The sequence below is a fragment of the Pseudomonas sp. HY7a-MNA-CIBAN-0227 genome, from assembly GCF_040310325.1.
GTDB lineage: Bacteria > Pseudomonadota > Gammaproteobacteria > Pseudomonadales > Pseudomonadaceae > Aquipseudomonas.
On sequence record NZ_JBEOPT010000006.1, the window covers coordinates 17,109 to 34,585 of the forward strand.

Below are 17,477 nucleotides of genomic sequence, written 5' to 3' on the forward strand. Positions count from 1 at the left end.
TCTGCCCATGTCGACCTCGGCCCGCCTAATTCTTCTCATTTGCGCCGCGCTGCTCAGCGCCTGCGCAAGTCGTCCACCTCCCGTGGCCGTCAAGCCCAAGCCGGTGTTCAACTATTCCACCCAAGCCTTTTCTCCGGCTGCCGAAGACGTGCTTTTTCGTGCGTTGGGCCTGGTCGGCACGCCTTATCGCTGGGGCGGCAATACGCCGGACTCGGGGTTTGATTGCAGCGGCCTGATTGGTTTTGTCTACCGTGACGCTGCCGGTATCTCCTTGCCGCGCACCACCCGCGAACTGATCGTGATGCGTGCTCAGGATGTGAGTGAAGACGCCCTGCAAACCGGCGACCTACTCTTTTTTGCCACCAATGGCGGCTCGCAGGTCAGCCACGCGGGAATCTATGTGGGCGAAGGGCGCTTTGTGCATGCCCCGCAAACGGGCGGTACGGTGAAGCTGGACACGCTATCCAAGGCGTATTGGCAGAGTGCGTACCTGAGCGCCAAGCGGGTATTGCCGCCGGAACATCTGGCGCGTAATCCCTAAGAAGCAGCTATTAAGCTGCAAGAAGGCGCGCAACGGCCACTTGCAGCTTGAGGCTTGCTACCCGGTTATTTAGCCGCCGACACCCGCCACACTTTATTCCCCACATCATCGGCCACCAGCAAATCCCCCTGCTGATCGATCACCACGCCCACTGGCCGGCCCATGGCTTTCTCATCGCTGTTGAGGAACCCGGTCAGTACATCCACCGGTTGCCCTTTTGGCTTGCCCGCTTCAAACGGCACAAAGATCACTTTGTAACCACTGTGAGGCTTGCGATTCCACGAGCCATGCTGGCCGATAAACGCGCCGTTACTGAACGGTGCTGGCAACTTGCTGCCCTCGGCGAAGGTCAGGCCCAGTGATGCAGTGTGCGGGCCGACCGCATAGTCTGGTGCAATGGCCTTGGCCACCAGGTCCGGGTCTTGTGGGGTCACGCGCACATCGACGTGCTGGCCGTAGTAGCTGAACGGCCAGCCATAGAAGCCGCCATCCTTGACCGAGGTGATGTAGTCCGGCACCAGGTCGCTACCGATTTCATCCCGTTCGTTGACCGCCGTCCACAGTTTTCCGCTTTGCGGTTCCCAAGCCATGCCGTTGGGGTTGCGCAGGCCAGAGGCGAAGATGCGGTGCTGGCCGGTGGCGCGGTCTACTTCCCAAATCGCCGCCCGACCTTGCTCCGCTTCCAGGCCGTTTTCCGCGACGTTGCTGTTGGAGCCGACGCTGACGTACAGCTTGTTACCATCCTTGCTGGCCACCACGTTTTTGGTCCAGTGATGGTTCAGAGGGCCGCCCGGCAGGTCGACGACCTTGGTGCCAGCCTCCTTGATGGAGGTTTCGCCTGGCTGATAAGGGAAGCGCAACAGCTTGTCCGAGTCAGCGACGTACAGGTCGTTGCCCACCAGGGTCATGCCGAACGGCGAGTTGAGGTTTTCCAGGAACACCGTGCGGGTTTCAGCGACGCCATCGTGGTCGGCGTCCCGCAGCAGGGTGATGCGGTTCGGGCTCGGCACGCCAGCGCCGGCTCGGCCCATGACCTTGCCCATCACCCAGCCGCGAATGCCCTTGGAGTCGTCCGGCTTGGGCGGTGCGTTGGTTTGCGCCACAAGCACATCACCATTGGGCAGTACGTACAGCCAGCGCGGGTGATCCAGGCCTTCGGCGAACGCTGCCACCTGGGTGCCGGCCGCCGCAGTGGGCTTGACGCCGTCCGGCCAACCGATCGCCGGGGCGATATTCACGGTGGGGATCAGGGTTTTGTTCGGTTCCGGAAGCTTGGGTGAGGGCCCGGTGCCGTCGGACACTTGCAAGGTGGAACTATCACCGCAAGCGGCCAGGGTGCCAGCGACCATGATGAGTAAGGCGAGTCGGGTCTTATGCATGTTTTTCTCCTCAATACCTGTAGTCATAGAGGCACGACGCGCTGCGATGGTTCAAGTGCGCCGCCAGCTTTAATTGACGCTCCACCCCCAACCCACTAACCTTCGCCGCTTGTTTCAGGTGCTCTGTGGCGTGTGCGTCAACAGAGTGAAACAGGGAAGCCGGTGAGTGAGCGCACTTGTACACAGTGAAGCCACGATCCCGGCGCTGCCCCCGCAACGGTAAATGAGTCAAGACGGTGCTTTCGCCACTGTATCGCCCCGCGATATGGGAAGGCGCACCCTCGGCGCGCAACGCCACTCATGAGCCCGGAGACCGGCCTGATTCATCCAACAGCATCACGGTGGGCGATGCTTGGCTGTTTGTTTTCTCTTTTCCTGCCCGCCGTTTTTGTCCAGCCCCAACGGAGAGCTGCCATGACTGAATCCCCCGATCGTGACGAACGCCACCTGGCGCGCATGCTGCGCAAAAAAGCGGTGATCGACGAGCGCATTGCCAATTCACCGAACGAATGCGGATTGCTGCTGGTGCTCACCGGCAACGGCAAAGGCAAGAGCAGTTCAGCCTTTGGCATGCTGGCCCGGGCCATGGGCCACGACCTGCAGTGCGGTGTGGTGCAGTTCATCAAGGGCCGCAATAGCACCGGTGAAGAGCTGTTCTTCCGCCGCTTCCCCGAGCAAGTGCGTTTCCATGTGATGGGCGAAGGCTTTACCTGGGAAACCCAGGACCGCCAGCGTGATATTGCAGCCGCCGAAGCCGCCTGGGTGGTGTCCCAGGAAATGCTGCGCGACCCGTCCATCGGCCTGGTGGTGCTGGATGAGTTGAACATCGCCCTCAAGCACGGCTACCTCGACCTGGACCAGGTCCTCAGCGACATGCAAGCCCGCCCGCCGATGCAGCACGTACTGGTCACCGGTCGCGGTGCCAAGCCGGAACTGATTGAAATGGCCGACACCGTCACTGAAATGGGCGTGCTCAAACACGCGTTCCAGGCCGGTATCAAGGCACAGAAGGGCATCGAACTTTGAAGCAGTCCCGTCACTGCCCCGCAGTTCTGATCGCCGCACCCGCGTCAGGCCAGGGCAAAACCACCGTCACCGCCGCACTGGCCCGCTTGCACCGCAATCTTGGGCGCAAGGTCCGCGTGTTCAAGTGCGGCCCGGACTTTCTCGACCCGATGATCCACGAGCGCGCCAGCGGTGCGCCGGTCTATCAATTGGACATGTGGATGGTCGGCGAGCAGGAAAGTCGGCGGCTGTTGTGGGAAGCGGCGGGGGAGGCCGACCTGATTTTGATCGAAGGCGTCATGGGCCTGTTCGACGGCACGCCGTCCAGCGCTGACCTGGCGCGGCATTTTGGCGTGCCGGTGCTGGCGGTAATCGACGGCACGGCCATGGCCCAGACCTTTGGCGCTTTGGCCTTGGGGCTAGCCCGTTACCAGCCTGATCTGCCGTTCGCCGGGGTGCTGGCCAATCGCGTCGGCACCTTGCGTCATGCGCAGTTGCTGGAAGGTAGCCTTACCGAAGGCCTGCGCTGGTACGGCGCATTGTCGCGGGAGACCGGTATCGAGCTGCCGAGTCGTCATCTTGGGCTGGTGCAAGCCAGCGAATTGAATGACCTGGATCTGCGCCTGGATGCTGCCGCGCAAGCGTTGGGTAGCAGTTGCGAGGTAGCGCTGCCGCCGCCGGTAGAGTTCGCTGCGCCTGAGCCGATAGAGGCCGAACCGTTGCTGGCCGGTGTACGGATTGCCGTTGCCCGTGACGAAGCCTTTGCCTTTACCTACGGCGCCAGCCTCGACTTGTTGCGAGCGATGGGCGCCGAGCTGCGCTTCTTCTCGCCGATTCATGATTGTGAACTGCCAGAAGCGGACAGCCTGTACCTGCCCGGCGGTTATCCGGAACTGCATCACCTGGCGTTGTCGCAAAACACTTCGATGCTGACCGCCATCCGCGCCCACCATGGCGCCGGTAAGCCCTTGCTGGCCGAATGCGGCGGTATGCTGTATTTGCTGGACTCGCTCACCGATGTCGATGGCACCCGCGCCGAATTACTCGGACTGCTTCAGGGCGATGCTGTGATGCAAAAGCGCCTGGCCGCCCTGGCGCTGCAAAGTGTCGATTTGCCCGAAGGCGTTCTGCGTGGCCACACCTACCATCATTCCCTGACCAGCACCCAATGGCAGCCGATTGCCCGGGGCCTGAGCCCCAACGGCGGACGCGGCGCCGAGGCGGTTTATCGGCAGGGACGGATGACCGCCTCTTATGTGCACTTTTATTTCCCGTCCAACCCGACAGCGATTGCAGCGTTATTTGTGCCAGACACCCAAACCAATGTGGGAGCGGGCTTGCCCGCAATGAGGCCATGACCGACAACACCTTCCCCCAGGCCGACCGCGAAGCCGTCTACCGGGCCATCGCCGAACGCCGCGACATGCGCCACTTCAGCGGCGGCACCGTCGCTCCCGAGCTGCTTCACCGTTTGCTGCAAGCCGCCCACCAGGCACCCAGCGTCGGCCTGATGCAACCGTGGCGTTTCATCCGCATCAGTGACCGCGGCCTGCGGGGCAAGATTCAGCAACTGGTGGAAGAAGAGCGTATTCGCACCGCCGAAGCCCTCGGCGAGCGTTCCGACCAGTTTATGAAGCTCAAGGTCGAAGGCATCAATGATTGCGCCGAGGTGCTGGTGGCCGCGCTGATGGATGACCGCGAACGGCATATCTTCGGCCGTCGCACCTTGCCGGAAATGGACATGGCGTCCTTGTCCTGCGCGATCCAGAATCTATGGCTGGCATCCCGGGTCGAAGGGCTGGGTATGGGCTGGGTGTCGTTGTTCGAGCCCCAGGCCCTGGCCGATCTGCTGGGTTTGCCGGCGGGCGCCAAGCCCCTGGCGGTGCTGTGTCTGGGCCCGGTGGCCGAGTTCTACCCGGCACCGATGTTGCAGCTGGAAGGCTGGACCGAACCGCGTCCATTGAGGGACATGCTGTATGAGAATTATTGGGGAGTGAGTCAATGAGTGTGGCCTTGCTGAGTGTCGCTGCCGTGGCGCTGGATGCGCTGCTGGGCGAACCCAGGCGCTGGCATCCGCTGGTGGCATTCGGTAATTTCGCCGGGCGGATCGAGCAGCGTTTCAACTCGGGTGGCCGTGGCTGGCGCAGCCATGGCGTGACCGCCTGGGTGATCGCGGTGGTGCCGCTGACCCTACTGGCCACGGCCTTGTCGTGGGCGCCGTATGTGGGTTGGGTGATCGAGATCCTCGCGTTGTATTGCGCCCTCGGCATGCGCAGCCTTGGCGAACACGTGGCGCCCGTGGCCCAGGCCCTGCGCAGTGATGACCTGGACGAGGCGCGCAAGCGCGTCGGTTATCTGGTCAGCCGCCAAACCAGCGAGTTGGACCACACCGAAGTTGCACGCGCCGCCACCGAATCGGTATTGGAAAACGGCAGCGATGCGGTGTTCGCCGCGCTGTTCTGGTTTGTCATCGCCGGCGTGCCCGGCGTGGTGCTCTATCGCTTGAGCAATACCCTGGATGCCATGTGGGGTTATCGCAACCAACGTTTTGAACGTTTTGGCTGGGCTGCGGCGAAGATCGACGATCTGCTCAACTATATTCCCGCAAGGTTGGTGGCGTTGACCTACGCGCTACTGGGCAAAACTCGGCTGGCGATCAAGTGCTGGCGCACTCAAGGCCCAACCTGGGACAGCCCCAACGCCGGTCCGGTGATGGCGGCGGGCGCAGGTGCCCTGGGTGTCGAGTTGGGCGGGGCAGCGATTTATCACGGCGAACTGCATCAGCGTCCGCAATTGGGCGAAGGTGTGCCGGCGAGTGCCGACTCCATCGACCAAGGCTGGCAACTGGTGCAGCGCGGCGTGTGGCTATGGTTGTTGATTCTGTGTGTGGGGGCTGAATTTTATGCTTGAGCACGGTGGTCGGCTGCGCAAGGCAGCGATGCAATACGGCATCAGCGAGGCCGACTGGCTGGACCTATCCAGCGGCCTGGCGCCCTGGCCCTGGCCGATCCCCGAGGTCCCGCTACGGGCCTGGGCGCGCCTGCCGGAAACCGATGATGGCCTGGAGGCGGCCGCCTGCGAGTACTACGGCGCCGCCCAGGTGCTGCCGGTGCCCGGTTCCCAGGCCGCAATCCAATTGCTGCCGCGTCTGCGTCGTTCGGACAAGGTCGGCGTGCTGTCGCCGTGCTATGCCGAGCACGCCGAAGCCTGGCGCCGCGCCGGTTATATCGTGCGTGAAGTGCTGGAGCAGGAAGTGGACTTCTTCCTCGACAGCCTTGACGTGCTGGTGGTGGTCAATCCCAACAACCCCACCGGCCTGAGCCTCACGCCGCAACGCCTGCTGGACTGGCACGCACGCCTGGCCCAACGCGGCGGCTGGCTGGTGGTGGATGAGGCCTTTATGGACAACACCCCACAGTTAAGCCTGGCGAGCCAGAGCCATCAGGTGGGCTTGATCGTATTGCGCTCGTTCGGCAAGTTTTTTGGCCTGGCCGGGGTTCGACTGGGCTTTGTCCTGGCCGAGCGCAAGTTGCTCAAGTTGCTTGCTGAACAAGTCGGGCCATGGGCGGTCAGCGGGCCGACGCGGATGTTGGGCCAGGTGTGCCTTAAGGATGTCGCCGGCCATACGCGCCAGCGCCTGCGCTGCGAAGAAGCCAGCCAGCGTCTGTTTGAACTGCTGGAGCGTCATGGCCTGCGACCGCAAGGCGGCTGCGCGCTGTTCCAGTGGTTGATTACCGACCGCGCCGAGCACCTGCACGAATTTATGGCCCAGCGCGGTATTCTGCTGCGCCTGTTTGTCCACGACAGCAGCCTGCGCTTTGGGCTACCGGGTACCGATGCTGACTGGCTGCGCCTGGAACAAGCGCTCACCGCGTACAAGCAAGCATCATGAGTACCTTGATGGTGCAGGGCACCACGTCCGATGCCGGCAAAAGCACCTTGGTCGCCGCCTTGTGCCGCTGGCTGGTACGCCAGGGCGTGGCGGTGGTGCCGTTCAAGCCGCAGAACATGGCGCTCAACAGCGCGGTGACTGCCGAGGGCGGCGAGATTGGCCGGGCCCAGGCGGTCCAGGCCCAGGCGGCGAAGCTGGCGCCTCACACCGATATGAACCCGGTGCTGCTCAAACCCAATAGCGACACCGGTTCGCAGGTCATCATCCATGGCCGGGCCGTCACCACCATGAATGCGGTGGCTTATCACGACTACAAGGCCATCGCCATGCAAGCGGTGTTGGCGTCCCATGCCCGCTTGAGCGCGGCGTATCCGGTGGTGATGGTGGAAGGTGCCGGATCACCCGCCGAGATCAATCTGCGAGCCAACGACATCGCCAACATGGGCTTTGCCGAGGCGGTGGATTGCCCGGTGCTGTTGATCGCCGATATCAATCGCGGCGGGGTGTTTGCTCATTTGGTAGGGACGCTGCAATTGCTGTCGCCTTCGGAGCAGGCGCGGGTCAAGGGTTTCATCATCAACCGTTTTCGTGGCGATATCGCGCTGCTGCAACCTGGGCTGGACTGGCTGGAAGAACGCACCGGCAAGCCGGTGGTGGGTGTTCTGCCTTACGTGCTGGATTTGCACCTGGAGGCCGAAGACGGCATCGACCAGCGTCAGATCGACAAGGCGGCGCAGGTGCTCAAGGTAGTGGTGCCGGTATTGCCGCGTATCAGCAATCACACGGATTTTGATCCGCTGCGGCTGCATCCCCAGGTGGATTTGCAGTTTGTCGGGCCGGGGCAGGCGATTCCTGCGGCTGACCTGATTATCTTGCCGGGGTCGAAAAGCGTACGTAGCGACTTGGCCTATTTGCGGGCCAATGGTTGGGACGTGGCGCTGGGCCGGCACTTGCGCTATGGCGGCAAGGTGTTGGGGATTTGCGGTGGGTTGCAGATGCTTGGCGAGCAGGTGCATGACCCGTTGGGGCTGGAAGGGCCCTGCGGTTCCAGTGAGGGGCTGGGGCTTTTGGCGTTTAGCACGACGCTGGAAGAAGAGAAGCAGCTGCGCAATGTTCGCGGGCGGTTGCTGTTGGAAGACGCTGAGGTCAGTGGTTATGAGATTCATGCGGGTGTGACCAGTGGCAGTGCCTTGTCGCGGCCGGCGGTGGTTTTGGATGACGGTCGTAGGGAGGGTGCGCAAAGTGCCGACGGGCAGATTCTTGGTACTTATCTGCATGGGTTGTTTGAGACTCCGGCCGCTTGCAGTTCGTTGTTGCGCTGGGCGGGGTTGGAGAATGTGCAGGAAGTGGATTACCACGCCCTTCGCGAACGGGATATTGAGCGGTTGGCGGATTTGGTAGAGCAGCATTTGGATACGGGATTGTTGCGTCAGTTGTGTGGGGTTTGAGGGTGTACACCGATCTAGTGTGAGAGCCGGGCTTGCCCGCGGATCAATGCCTGCGTTCGGTCTCTGGTTTTATGGGCAGGCAGATCAAGAACTAGATCAAAAGCCAGTGCCCGCCAATCCGCTTTCTGGAGCGAGCTGGCTCGCCTGCGATGGGCTCACAGGCTCCGCATTCATCCAGGAAGCCCGTGTCATCGTTAACGACCATCGCGAGCAAGGAGCAGTAGATCCGCTCTTGCTTTTCACCACTCAGGTCGGCTACCAGGCCGCCGTGCTTTTGCTTTTGATCTTAGGCGCCCCGTTAACCACGATGGCTGAACGCAGGTATTGCTCCGTGGGTAAACCGGCAGGACGCCGGTTTAGCCGCGCTGGGCCAAGGATGGCCCATCGCGGCGGCCCACGGAGCAATGCCGGAGTGAAGGCATGCCGAGCCACAGCGAGGCACCAAGTGGTGGGGCAAGAGCCTTTTGCTTACTTTTGGGCTCTTTCAAAAGTGAGTCGCTGTAAGAGCGAAACCCCAAGCCGCCGTTACCGCAGCAACGGAAACACACACAATCAAAAAAAGAGGCCCCACCCCATGCTCCAACTAATCCTGGGCGGCGCCCGCTCCGGCAAAAGCCGCCTCGCCGAAAAACTCGCTGCGAACAGCATGCTCGCGGTCACCTACATAGCCACCAGCCAACCCCTGGACGGCGAAATGAACGAGCGCGTCACCCTGCATCGCCAGCGCCGCCCAGCGGAATGGAGCCTGATCGAAGAACCCATCGAACTGGCCCGCGTCCTACGGGAAGCCGCCGCCCCCGACCGCTGCCTGCTGGTCGACTGCCTGACCCTATGGCTAACCAACCTGCTGATGCTCGAAAATCCCGCACGTCTTGCCTCAGAGCGCGACGCCCTGCTGCAAACCCTAGCCTCCCTGCCAGGTGAAATCATCTTTGTCAGCAACGAGACCGGACTGGGTGTCGTGCCGCTGGGCGAATTGACTCGCCGCTATGTCGATGAAGCCGGTTGGCTGCATCAAGCCCTGGCCGAGCGTTGTCAGCGTGTTGTCCTGACCGTCGCCGGCCTGCCCCTGACTTTGAAAGGTACTGCGTTATGACTGACACCTGGTGGCTCAACCCTTGTAAGGCTATTGACGCCCAAGCGCACGCCCAAGCCCTGGCCCGTCAACAACAGCTGACCAAACCCGCCGGCTCCCTCGGCCAGTTGGACGCGGTGGCAGTGCAACTGGCCGGCTTGCAAGGGCAAGTCAAGCCGAGCCTCGACCACCTGTGGGTCGCAATCTTTGCCGGCGATCACGGCGTGGTTGCCGAAGGAGTCTCCGCATTTCCCCAGGAAGTCACCGGGCAGATGCTGCGCAACTTCGTCACTGGCGGCGCTGCCATCAGCGTATTGGCCCGCCAGTTGGATGCGCAACTGGAAGTAATCGACCTGGGCACCGTCACGCCGTCGTTGAACCTGCCGGGTGTGCGTCACCTGAATATCGGCGCGGGCACCGCCAATTTCGTCAACGGCCCGGCGATGACCGAGGCCCAAGGCCGCCTGGCCCTGGAAGCGGGGCGCGACAGCGTGCGCCGGGCCGTCGCGGGCGGTGCTCAATTGTTCATCGGCGGCGAGATGGGCATCGGCAACACCACGGCAGCCAGTGCGCTGGCGTGTGCGTTGCTGGACTGCCGAGTGAGTGACTTGACCGGGCCAGGTACTGGCTTGAACGCCCAGGGCGTCAGCCATAAGGTGGCCGTGATCGAGCGTGCACTGGCATTACATATCACTCAGCGCGGCGATGCGCTGCAAGCCCTGTTCAACCTAGGTGGTTTCGAGATTGCCGCGTTGGTCGGTGCTTATCTGGCCTGCGCCCAAGAGGGTGTCGTGGTGTTGGTGGACGGTTTTATCTGCACCGTCGCAGCCCTGGTCGCCACGCGTCTAAATCCTGCGTGCCGTGAGTGGCTGCTGTTCGGTCATCGTGGTGCGGAGCCGGGCCATCGTCATGTGCTGGAAAGTCTTAACGCTGAACCGCTGCTAGAACTGAGCCTACGCCTGGGCGAAGGCAGTGGCGCTGCGTTGGCGGTGCCGTTGCTGCGCCTGGCTTGCGCGCTGCACGGGCAAATGGCAACCTTTGCCGAAGCCGCCGTGGCGGATCGTCCGGCATGACCTTGCACCTGGACTTGCTGCGTCACGGTGAAACCGAACTGGGCGGCGGCTTGCGCGGCAGCCTGGACGATGCGTTGACGGTCAAGGGCTGGGAGCAGATGCGTGCTGCTGTGATCGAACGGGGGCCGTGGGACCGTTTGGTCAGCTCGCCGCTACAACGTTGCGCGCGCTTTGCCGACGAGTTGGGCGTGCGCCTGAACCTGCCGGTGACCCTGGAAAAGGATCTGCAAGAGCTGCATTTCGGTGCCTGGGAAGGGCAGAGCGCTGCGAAGTTGATGGAAACCGATGCCGAGGCGTTGGGCTTGTTCTGGGCTGATCCCTATTGTTTCACCCCGCCCGATGGCGAACCGGTGGAGCAGTTTTCCAACCGTGTGCGCGGCGCCGTCTCGCGTTTGCATCAGGCCTATACCGGCCAACGAGTGCTGTTGATCAGCCACGGTGGGGTCATGCGCTTGCTGCTGGCCCAGGCCCGAGGCTTGCCCCGTGAGCAGCTGTTGAATGTTGAAGTCGGCCACGGCGGCTTGTTCAGCCTGCAGGTCGAGGCCAATGGTGTATTAAGGGAAGGCGCCTGATCATGCTGCCATTCTGGATTGCCCTGCAGTTTCTCAGCAGCTTGCCGATCCGCTTGCCGGGTATGCCGCAGCCGCAGGAACTGGGGCGTTCACTGCTGTTCTATCCGCTGGTGGGGCTGTTGTTCGGGCTGTTGCTGTGGGGCTTGAACACGGTGCTGATGGGCGCGCCGTTGCTGTTGCATGCGGCGTTGTTGCTGACGTCGTGGGTGTTGCTCAGCGGCGGCTTGCACCTGGACGGCCTGGCCGACAGCGCCGATGCCTGGTTGGGCGGTTTTGGTGACCGCGAGCGTACCCTGACCATCATGAAAGACCCTCGCAGCGGGCCGATTGCCGTGGTTACCCTGGGTCTGGTGTTGCTGCTTAAGTTTACTGCGCTGGTGGCCCTGATCGAACAGCACAACGGCGCGGCGCTACTCCTGGCACCGTTGATTGGTCGCAGCTCGATGTTGGCACTTTTTCTTACCACTCGCTATGTGCGGGCCGGAGGGCTGGGCCAGGCGTTATCGGATCATTTACCGCGGGTCGTCGGCCAACAGGTGCTGACCCTCAGTGGTCTGGCGTGCATCTTGATCGGCGGCTTCAGCGGTGGGATCGCGGTGTTACTGGCGGCCATCTGCTTCATTGGCTTGCGTCAACTGATGGTCAATCGACTGGGCGGCACCACCGGCGACACCGCCGGAGCCCTGTTGGAGTTGCTGGAAGTGGCGGTGTTGATTGGTCTGGCTTTGTAACAGTTTCTTGCATTTCCTTAATCGCGGGTATATACACGCGCCATGCTTGCCTCCCAATGTTTATGTACCAACCTGCGTCGTGCCGCTCGTGGCGTCAGCAGGCATTACGACGGCGCTCTCGACGGCTTCGGGATCAACGTCGCCCAGTATTCTTTGCTGTGTAACTTGCAGCGCCTTGATCAACCGAGCATTTCCAGCCTGGCCGATGCCATGGGCCTGGATCGCAGCACCCTGGGGCGCAATCTGCGGGTGCTGGAGGGCGAAGGTCTGGTGCAATTGGTCGAGGGAGACGATCTGCGCAATCGCCTGGTGCTGCTCACCGAGGCAGGCAATGAGCGGCTTGCCGCCGCCTTGCCCGCCTGGGAAGCTGCGCAGCAGAAGCTGATTGATCGGTTGGGAGCAGAAAAGCGCGAAACCCTGTTGGCCTTGCTGGACGAACTTGCTTAAACGCAAGTTTGTTCGATCATAAGCGGGTATATACCCGTGAACGGAGAATAAGAAATGACCTCGATGTGGCGTACTAGTGGCTGGATTCTTGTCGGGAGTGCGCTGATCCTGGCTCTGTCCCTGGGTGTGCGGCACGGATTTGGTCTATTCCTGGCGCCCATGAGTGCCGAATTTGGCTGGGGGCGCGAAACCTTTGCCTTTGCCATTGCCTTGCAAAACTTGATTTGGGGCCTGGCCCAACCCTTCACCGGCGCCGTGGCCGACCGCTTCGGTGCGGCAAAAGTGGTGATGATTGGCGGCGTACTTTATGCCCTGGGCCTGGTGTTCATGGGCTTATCGGACTCGGCATGGTCGCTGTCGTTGAGTGCCGGTTTATTGATCGGGATTGGCCTTTCCGGTACTTCGTTCTCGGTGATTCTTGGCGTGGTGGGGCGCGCCGTGCCAGCGGAGAAACGCAGCATGGCCATGGGTATCGCCAGTGCGGCCGGCTCTTTCGGCCAGTTCACCATGTTGCCGGGCACCCTGGGCTTGATCGGTTGGCTCGGCTGGTCTGCCGCGTTGCTGGTGCTGGGCCTTCTGGTGGCGTTGATCGTGCCGCTGGTGACCATGCTCAAGGATCGCCCGCTGCCGGTGCTGGCAGGCCAGCAGACGCTACGTGAAGCGCTGCACGAAGCCTGTTCCCATTCCGGTTTCTGGTTGCTGGCCTTTGGCTTTTTCGTCTGCGGTTTCCAGGTGGTATTTATTGGTGTGCATTTGCCGGCGTATCTGGTGGACCAGCATCTGCCGGCCACCGTGGGTACGACAGTGTTGGCGTTGATTGGCTTGTTCAATATCTTCGGCACCTACACAGCCGGTTGGCTCGGCGGGCGGATGTCCAAGCCGCGGCTGTTGACCGGCTTGTACCTGTTGCGGGCGGTGGTGATCGTGCTGTTCCTGTGGGCGCCGGTGACTGAAATGAGTGCCTACCTGTTCGGCATGGCCATGGGTTTCTTGTGGCTGTCCACCGTGCCGCTGACTAATGGCACGGTAGCGACCCTGTTTGGTGTCAGAAATCTTTCCATGCTGGGTGGGATCGTGTTTCTGTTCCACCAACTGGGTTCGTTCCTCGGTGGCTGGCTGGGCGGCGTGGTCTATGATCGAACCGGCAACTACGATTTGATCTGGCAAGTGGCGATTGTCTTGAGCGTGCTCGCCGCTGCCTTGAACTGGCCGGTGCGTGAGCGCCCGGTGGCCCGATTACAGGCGCAGATGGAGGCAGCATGAGTTCGATAGGGCGTTGGTTCGTGGCAGGGGGAGCGGGCCTGCTGCTGTTACTGGCATGGTGGGGGTGGCAGCAGGGCGGCCTGGCGTTGATGCAACTGGGCATGGCGATCTGTTAAGTTCTGTGTCTGAACCTATTCAAGGACATTCGACATGCTGATGCGCTGGCTTGCAGTACCGGCCCTGATTGTGGCTTTTGGCGGTGTTGCCATGGCCGCCGATTGCCCGGCGTTGCTTGAAGGCCAATTGCCCAAGTTGCGCGCCAAGGAGTCCATCGACCTGTGCCAGCGCTTTGCCGCAAAGCCGCTGGTGATCGTCAACACTGCCAGCTTCTGCGGGTTCGCTCCCCAGTTCAAAGGCCTTGAGGCGTTGTATCAGCGCTATAAGGACGATGGGCTGGAAGTGATTGGCGTACCGTCGGATGACTTCAAGCAGGAAGCCAAGACCGGCGAGGAAACGGCCAAGGTCTGCTACGTCAATTACGGTGTGACCTTCACCATGACCGAGCCGCAGAAGGTCAAGGGGCCAGACGCTGTGCACCTGTTCAAGATCCTTGCGCAACAAAGCAGCGCGCCCAAGTGGAACTTCTACAAGTACGTGGTAGATCGCCAGGGCAAGGTGATTGCCAATTTTTCCAGCCTAACCAAGCCCGACAGCCCGGATCTGATAAAGGCGGTGGAGCAGGCGTTGGCTTCCAAGCCCTGATCGCCGCCCATTAAAAAGCCCCGCCTCCTTTGCAGGAGGGCGGGGCTTTTTTACACCGGTCTGAATCAGAAGGTGTAAGTCATGCCCAGGCCGAAACCGTTGGCACTGTTTTGGTACTTGGCTTGGTAGTTGGACGGCAGCGAGGTGTTGTTGACCTTGATGTCCTCTTCCTTCAAGTACGAGTAAGCCAGGTCGACCGTCATGTTATCCATGACCTTATAGCCCAGACCCACACTGAAGATCGTACGGTCGCCAGTCGGGATGCGCGGTGAACGATCGGTGTTGTTGGTAGGCGACTGGTCGAATGTCAGGCCGGTACGCAGCACGACCTGTTTGGTCAACTGGTACGAGGTACCTACGGCATAGGCCCAGGTGTCGTGCCAGTTTTGCTCTTCGGTGATGTTAGCGATGCGGCTCGGGGCCAAGGCGCCACCGTTTGTCCCAGTCACACCGTCGTTATTGACGGTGATCTCTTTCAGGCGGCTCCAGCGCGTCCAGGTTGCACCGCCGTAGAGTTTCCAGGCGTCAGTCAGGTCTTGAGTGACCGACAGATCGTAGGACTCAGGGGTCTCGATTTTCAGGGAGGCGTCGTAACGGTTGTTGCGCAGCGCTCCTTGAGTCTGAGCCGGGCCTGTGACAGTGGTGTGGCCTTCAAGCTTGTATTTGACCTTCGAGTGGTAGGTCAGGCCGACACGGGTGGTGTCTGTAGCCTGGACCAGCACACCGAAGTTGAAGCCCAGTGCAGTGTCGTCACCCTTGATCTTGACGTTGGTATCAGCGAAAGGCGCGCCGATTACCAGGGTCTTGTCCGATTCCAATACGCCGGAAATTCGGTTGATGGTTGGGCCAAAACCGATGGAAACCTTGTCGTTGAAGGCATAGCTGACAGTTGGCTGGAAGGTCATGACCTTCACTTCGCTCTTGCTGCCAAAGCCACGGCCCTGGAAGCCGCTTTCGTAATCTGTCACCAGGCCGAAAGGTGCATACACACCAAAGCCGATGGCCCACTGATCGTCGAGTTTGTTGGTGTAGAAACCGAACGGCACCGCGGTGAACGGAACCATGTCGCCTTTGTTGGAACCGCTTGGGCGGCCACTGACGTCCTTGATGTCGGTCGACGCATCAATGGCAGCAACACCGCCGGTGATTTGCTGGCCATTCAAGCGAGACATACCGGCAGGGTTACCGTAGACAGTGCTTGCATCATCGGCAGAAGAAGAGCGACCCGCGAAACCGGTACCCATCCCGCTGACGCTTTGTTCGTTGAGGGCAAAGCCGCTTGCGAACAGTTGGGAGGAGACCATGGCAATGGCGAGGCTAAGTGTGGTCTTGAGCATTACTTTTTTCATTATTAGAACTCCGTGGTGATCACCGCTGCGGAAAGTAACAATATTTTCAAGTTAGCGCTATAGGCTGAAACACAGGAGATAGAGCGGTTTTGTAGGACAATCAGACCAAGGTGAGCGGTGTTTGCCGAATCTTGCAAATTGCCCGATCAGCAGGCGACCTGATTCAGCGGTGAAACACAGGTGTGCCAGGCGCGGGTGAAATCCCGCAGCCGGCCCTGGGGTTGGAAGATTTCTCGCCAGATTCGCGCCATGGCCTGCACGTCGTCGGGAGAGGGTAGGGCGGGGTGATGTTTCTCCACCAGCAGCCAGGCAATGGCAGTGGCGTAACGCAGGTTGACCGTCAACTCAAGCTGGGGCCCGCTAAGGAATGCGTGTTGGCTGGCGAGACCTCGTACCAGGCTGGCGCGTTCTGGGTCGAGGGCCAGGTATTCGTCCCACAGGGCCCGGTGGCGTAGTTCAGTGATGCGATACAGGCCATGACCGCGACGGTCATGCAGGGCGGTACCCAAGGCTGATTGGCTGGCAGCGATGCCCAGCAGCAGGGATTCCGCAGCTTGGCTGTGGCGGCCCAGGTAAATCAAGGTGGGCCGGATCACATAACGACACAATTCGCTGGCGGCGATACCCATAAAGCCCTCGAAGCGTGGAAGTGGTCGACGAGGCCTGAGAAGGGGGGGCTTGGCAGCGGTGAATCGGATCTCAGGCTCGCCGGAAGCGGATCATGCCGCTTGAGTTGAAGTGTAGTGTCATATTTACGACGTAAAGGACTGTTTTTAAAATATTTTTATCATTCGGTTATAACCGTTATATCTGTTTGAACTTAAGTAAAAGTTCAATTGCTCGGATTTCAGGCAATAAAAAACCCTGCTTTGCAGGCAGGGTTTCGGGTTTTTCAGTGTTGGGGTCGATCAGGCAATCAGTGCCTGACGGGTACGCTCGATCACGGCCTGCAGCGGTTCTGCGCTGGAGTATTGATCGGGGTACAGGCGTTCACTGTGACGAGCGATGCCGTGTTCGTTGACCAGGGTGAAGCTGAAGCAGCCTTTACGAGCGGCCATGATCAGGCAATTCATTGGTGCAAAAGCATTGGTGAGGGTGCGAATGGCATCCTGAGTATGGATTTGAGTGGACATATTATTGGTGTTCCTACAAATAACACGGTTAAAAACCGTGCAACATTAAAACGTTCCAGTGACGTTGATCACCATTGATCGAACGAAGAGCCCGACTGGAACAAAGCAGCCAGTTTGAAGCGCTAATTAGTTTGGCGCGCTTGGGCTGGCAGGTAGGTACTTAGGAGGGCAGGCAACACAACAGGGGCAAAGGTTCTGGGCCCAGGGTGAAGATCCTGATCAATCTGCAGGTTGGTTCGGTCAGAGTATTGAGACTTCGCGACACCCTTTGCATTATTCAAAGGCAGTGTCGTCGCAAGTGATACCTGGAAACCATCGAGGTGGTCGATCCCATCGATATGGACAGTAACTCTTCTTTAGGAAAGTTATGTCGCGGGGGATTTGTTCGACCAGAATTGACTTTCAGCTTGGTACTAACGCCGGGGATACTAACGGATTGAATCCTGAAAAGGAAGCGCGTTAGAGAAAATACTTCAGTCAGCCCCTAGAAACCCTGGATAAATCAGCGAGGTCGTCGTCGCGGCTAGCCGAATGCCTTTCATGTAGGCCGAACAGTGTGGCGAGCTCAAGAGCGTTTGAAAAGTGGCGGTGGTGTGAGGCGTCAGTAACGTTTTGGGGTGGCGGTGGGCTAAAAAGGGCGGCGATATAACCACCATGTGGGCAGTTGTGCACATTGGTTGCGCAGCGTGTCACCTCACAGTCATAAGGTTGGTAATACCCTTGAGTGCCTGCAACGAAAATTTAAGTCAATGAAAAATCTGGCTTTTTTTTATTGGTGAAAAAATCGTCAGTTTGACTGCGGCCCCCATTCCATGGGCCTTTGCGGGAGTTAAAGGAGGGTTGTCCACTGAGTTATCCACAGCTTCT

General features: G+C 60.4%; 18 protein-coding genes and 1 riboswitch. Of the genes, 14 read left to right on the forward strand and 4 right to left on the reverse strand.

Annotated elements, in window-relative coordinates:
• Positions 1-7 precede the first annotated feature (7 nt).
• On the forward strand, positions 8-541 hold the full coding sequence (locus AAEZ06_RS11965) for a C40 family peptidase (protein WP_149412126.1): 534 nt from the start codon (positions 8-10) through the stop codon (positions 539-541).
• Between the two features lie 65 nt (positions 542-606).
• Here the strand turns inward: AAEZ06_RS11965 and AAEZ06_RS11970 are convergent, their stop codons facing one another.
• A complete protein-coding gene (locus AAEZ06_RS11970) occupies positions 607-1,920 on the reverse strand; it encodes a PQQ-dependent sugar dehydrogenase (RefSeq protein ID WP_149412125.1) in 1,314 nt (437 codons plus the stop codon).
• Positions 1,921-2,019: 99 nt separating this feature from the next.
• Positions 2,020-2,256: riboswitch (cobalamin riboswitch) on the forward strand.
• Positions 2,257-2,334: 78 nt separating this feature from the next.
• Here AAEZ06_RS11970 and cobO point away from each other — a divergent pair.
• The 13 genes from cobO (at position 2,335) to AAEZ06_RS12035 (ending at position 14,128) form a co-directional block, all read left to right on the forward strand.
• Positions 2,335-2,946: a cob(I)yrinic acid a,c-diamide adenosyltransferase gene (gene cobO, locus AAEZ06_RS11975; RefSeq protein ID WP_350614424.1), complete on the forward strand. Its 612-nt coding sequence runs from the start codon at positions 2,335-2,337 to the stop codon at positions 2,944-2,946.
• Positions 2,943-4,283 (forward strand): cobyrinic acid a,c-diamide synthase CobB, encoded by a 1,341-nt coding sequence (locus tag AAEZ06_RS11980; protein WP_149412124.1) that lies wholly within the window; start codon positions 2,943-2,945, stop codon positions 4,281-4,283. Before cobO ends, AAEZ06_RS11980 begins: the two co-directional genes overlap by 4 nt.
• Entirely contained in the window at positions 4,280-4,930 is a 651-nt protein-coding gene (gene bluB, locus AAEZ06_RS11985; RefSeq protein WP_350614426.1) for a 5,6-dimethylbenzimidazole synthase, read from the forward strand. Before AAEZ06_RS11980 ends, bluB begins: the two co-directional genes overlap by 4 nt.
• Positions 4,927-5,835, forward strand: coding sequence for an adenosylcobinamide-phosphate synthase CbiB (gene cbiB, locus AAEZ06_RS11990; protein WP_149412122.1), 909 nt, complete (start codon positions 4,927-4,929; stop codon positions 5,833-5,835). The genes bluB and cbiB overlap by 4 nt, the downstream gene beginning before the upstream one ends.
• A complete protein-coding gene (cobD, locus tag AAEZ06_RS11995) occupies positions 5,828-6,817 on the forward strand; it encodes a threonine-phosphate decarboxylase CobD (protein WP_350614429.1) in 990 nt (329 codons plus the stop codon). The genes cbiB and cobD overlap by 8 nt, the downstream gene beginning before the upstream one ends.
• Positions 6,814-8,265: a cobyric acid synthase gene (locus AAEZ06_RS12000; protein WP_350614431.1), complete on the forward strand. Its 1,452-nt coding sequence runs from the start codon at positions 6,814-6,816 to the stop codon at positions 8,263-8,265. Before cobD ends, AAEZ06_RS12000 begins: the two co-directional genes overlap by 4 nt.
• Positions 8,266-8,839: 574 nt before the next feature.
• Positions 8,840-9,361 (forward strand): bifunctional adenosylcobinamide kinase/adenosylcobinamide-phosphate guanylyltransferase, encoded by a 522-nt coding sequence (cobU, locus tag AAEZ06_RS12005; protein WP_149412119.1) that lies wholly within the window; start codon positions 8,840-8,842, stop codon positions 9,359-9,361.
• Complete coding sequence (gene cobT, locus AAEZ06_RS12010) at positions 9,358-10,413, forward strand: nicotinate-nucleotide--dimethylbenzimidazole phosphoribosyltransferase (protein WP_350614433.1); 1,056 nt, start codon at positions 9,358-9,360, stop codon at positions 10,411-10,413. Before cobU ends, cobT begins: the two co-directional genes overlap by 4 nt.
• A complete protein-coding gene (gene cobC / locus AAEZ06_RS12015; protein ID WP_149412117.1) occupies positions 10,410-10,985 on the forward strand; it encodes an alpha-ribazole phosphatase family protein in 576 nt (191 codons plus the stop codon). The genes cobT and cobC overlap by 4 nt, the downstream gene beginning before the upstream one ends.
• Before the next feature lie 2 nt (positions 10,986-10,987).
• Positions 10,988-11,716 (forward strand): adenosylcobinamide-GDP ribazoletransferase, encoded by a 729-nt coding sequence (locus tag AAEZ06_RS12020; RefSeq protein ID WP_149412116.1) that lies wholly within the window; start codon positions 10,988-10,990, stop codon positions 11,714-11,716.
• A gap of 42 nt (positions 11,717-11,758) precedes the next feature.
• Positions 11,759-12,163: a MarR family winged helix-turn-helix transcriptional regulator gene (locus AAEZ06_RS12025; RefSeq protein ID WP_149412115.1), complete on the forward strand. Its 405-nt coding sequence runs from the start codon at positions 11,759-11,761 to the stop codon at positions 12,161-12,163.
• A 63-nt stretch (positions 12,164-12,226) separates the two neighbouring features.
• Positions 12,227-13,426: an MFS transporter gene (locus AAEZ06_RS12030; protein WP_178114410.1), complete on the forward strand. Its 1,200-nt coding sequence runs from the start codon at positions 12,227-12,229 to the stop codon at positions 13,424-13,426.
• 150 nt (positions 13,427-13,576) lie between these two features.
• The gene (locus AAEZ06_RS12035; RefSeq protein WP_350614436.1) at positions 13,577-14,128 is read left to right on the forward strand and encodes a glutathione peroxidase; all 552 of its coding nucleotides are present in this window, start codon (positions 13,577-13,579) and stop codon (positions 14,126-14,128) included.
• Between the two features lie 65 nt (positions 14,129-14,193).
• On the opposite strand, the gene AAEZ06_RS12040 is transcribed toward AAEZ06_RS12035, so the two are convergent.
• From AAEZ06_RS12040 to AAEZ06_RS12050, 3 genes are all read right to left on the reverse strand, one after another.
• Positions 14,194-15,477: an OmpP1/FadL family transporter gene (locus AAEZ06_RS12040; RefSeq protein ID WP_149412112.1), complete on the reverse strand. Its 1,284-nt coding sequence runs from the start codon at positions 15,475-15,477 to the stop codon at positions 14,194-14,196.
• A 146-nt stretch (positions 15,478-15,623) separates the two neighbouring features.
• Positions 15,624-16,106, reverse strand: coding sequence for a hypothetical protein (locus AAEZ06_RS12045; RefSeq protein ID WP_149412111.1), 483 nt, complete (start codon positions 16,104-16,106; stop codon positions 15,624-15,626).
• A gap of 279 nt (positions 16,107-16,385) precedes the next feature.
• Positions 16,386-16,610 (reverse strand): hypothetical protein, encoded by a 225-nt coding sequence (locus AAEZ06_RS12050; protein ID WP_019407963.1) that lies wholly within the window; start codon positions 16,608-16,610, stop codon positions 16,386-16,388.
• Positions 16,611-17,477 lie beyond the last annotated feature (867 nt).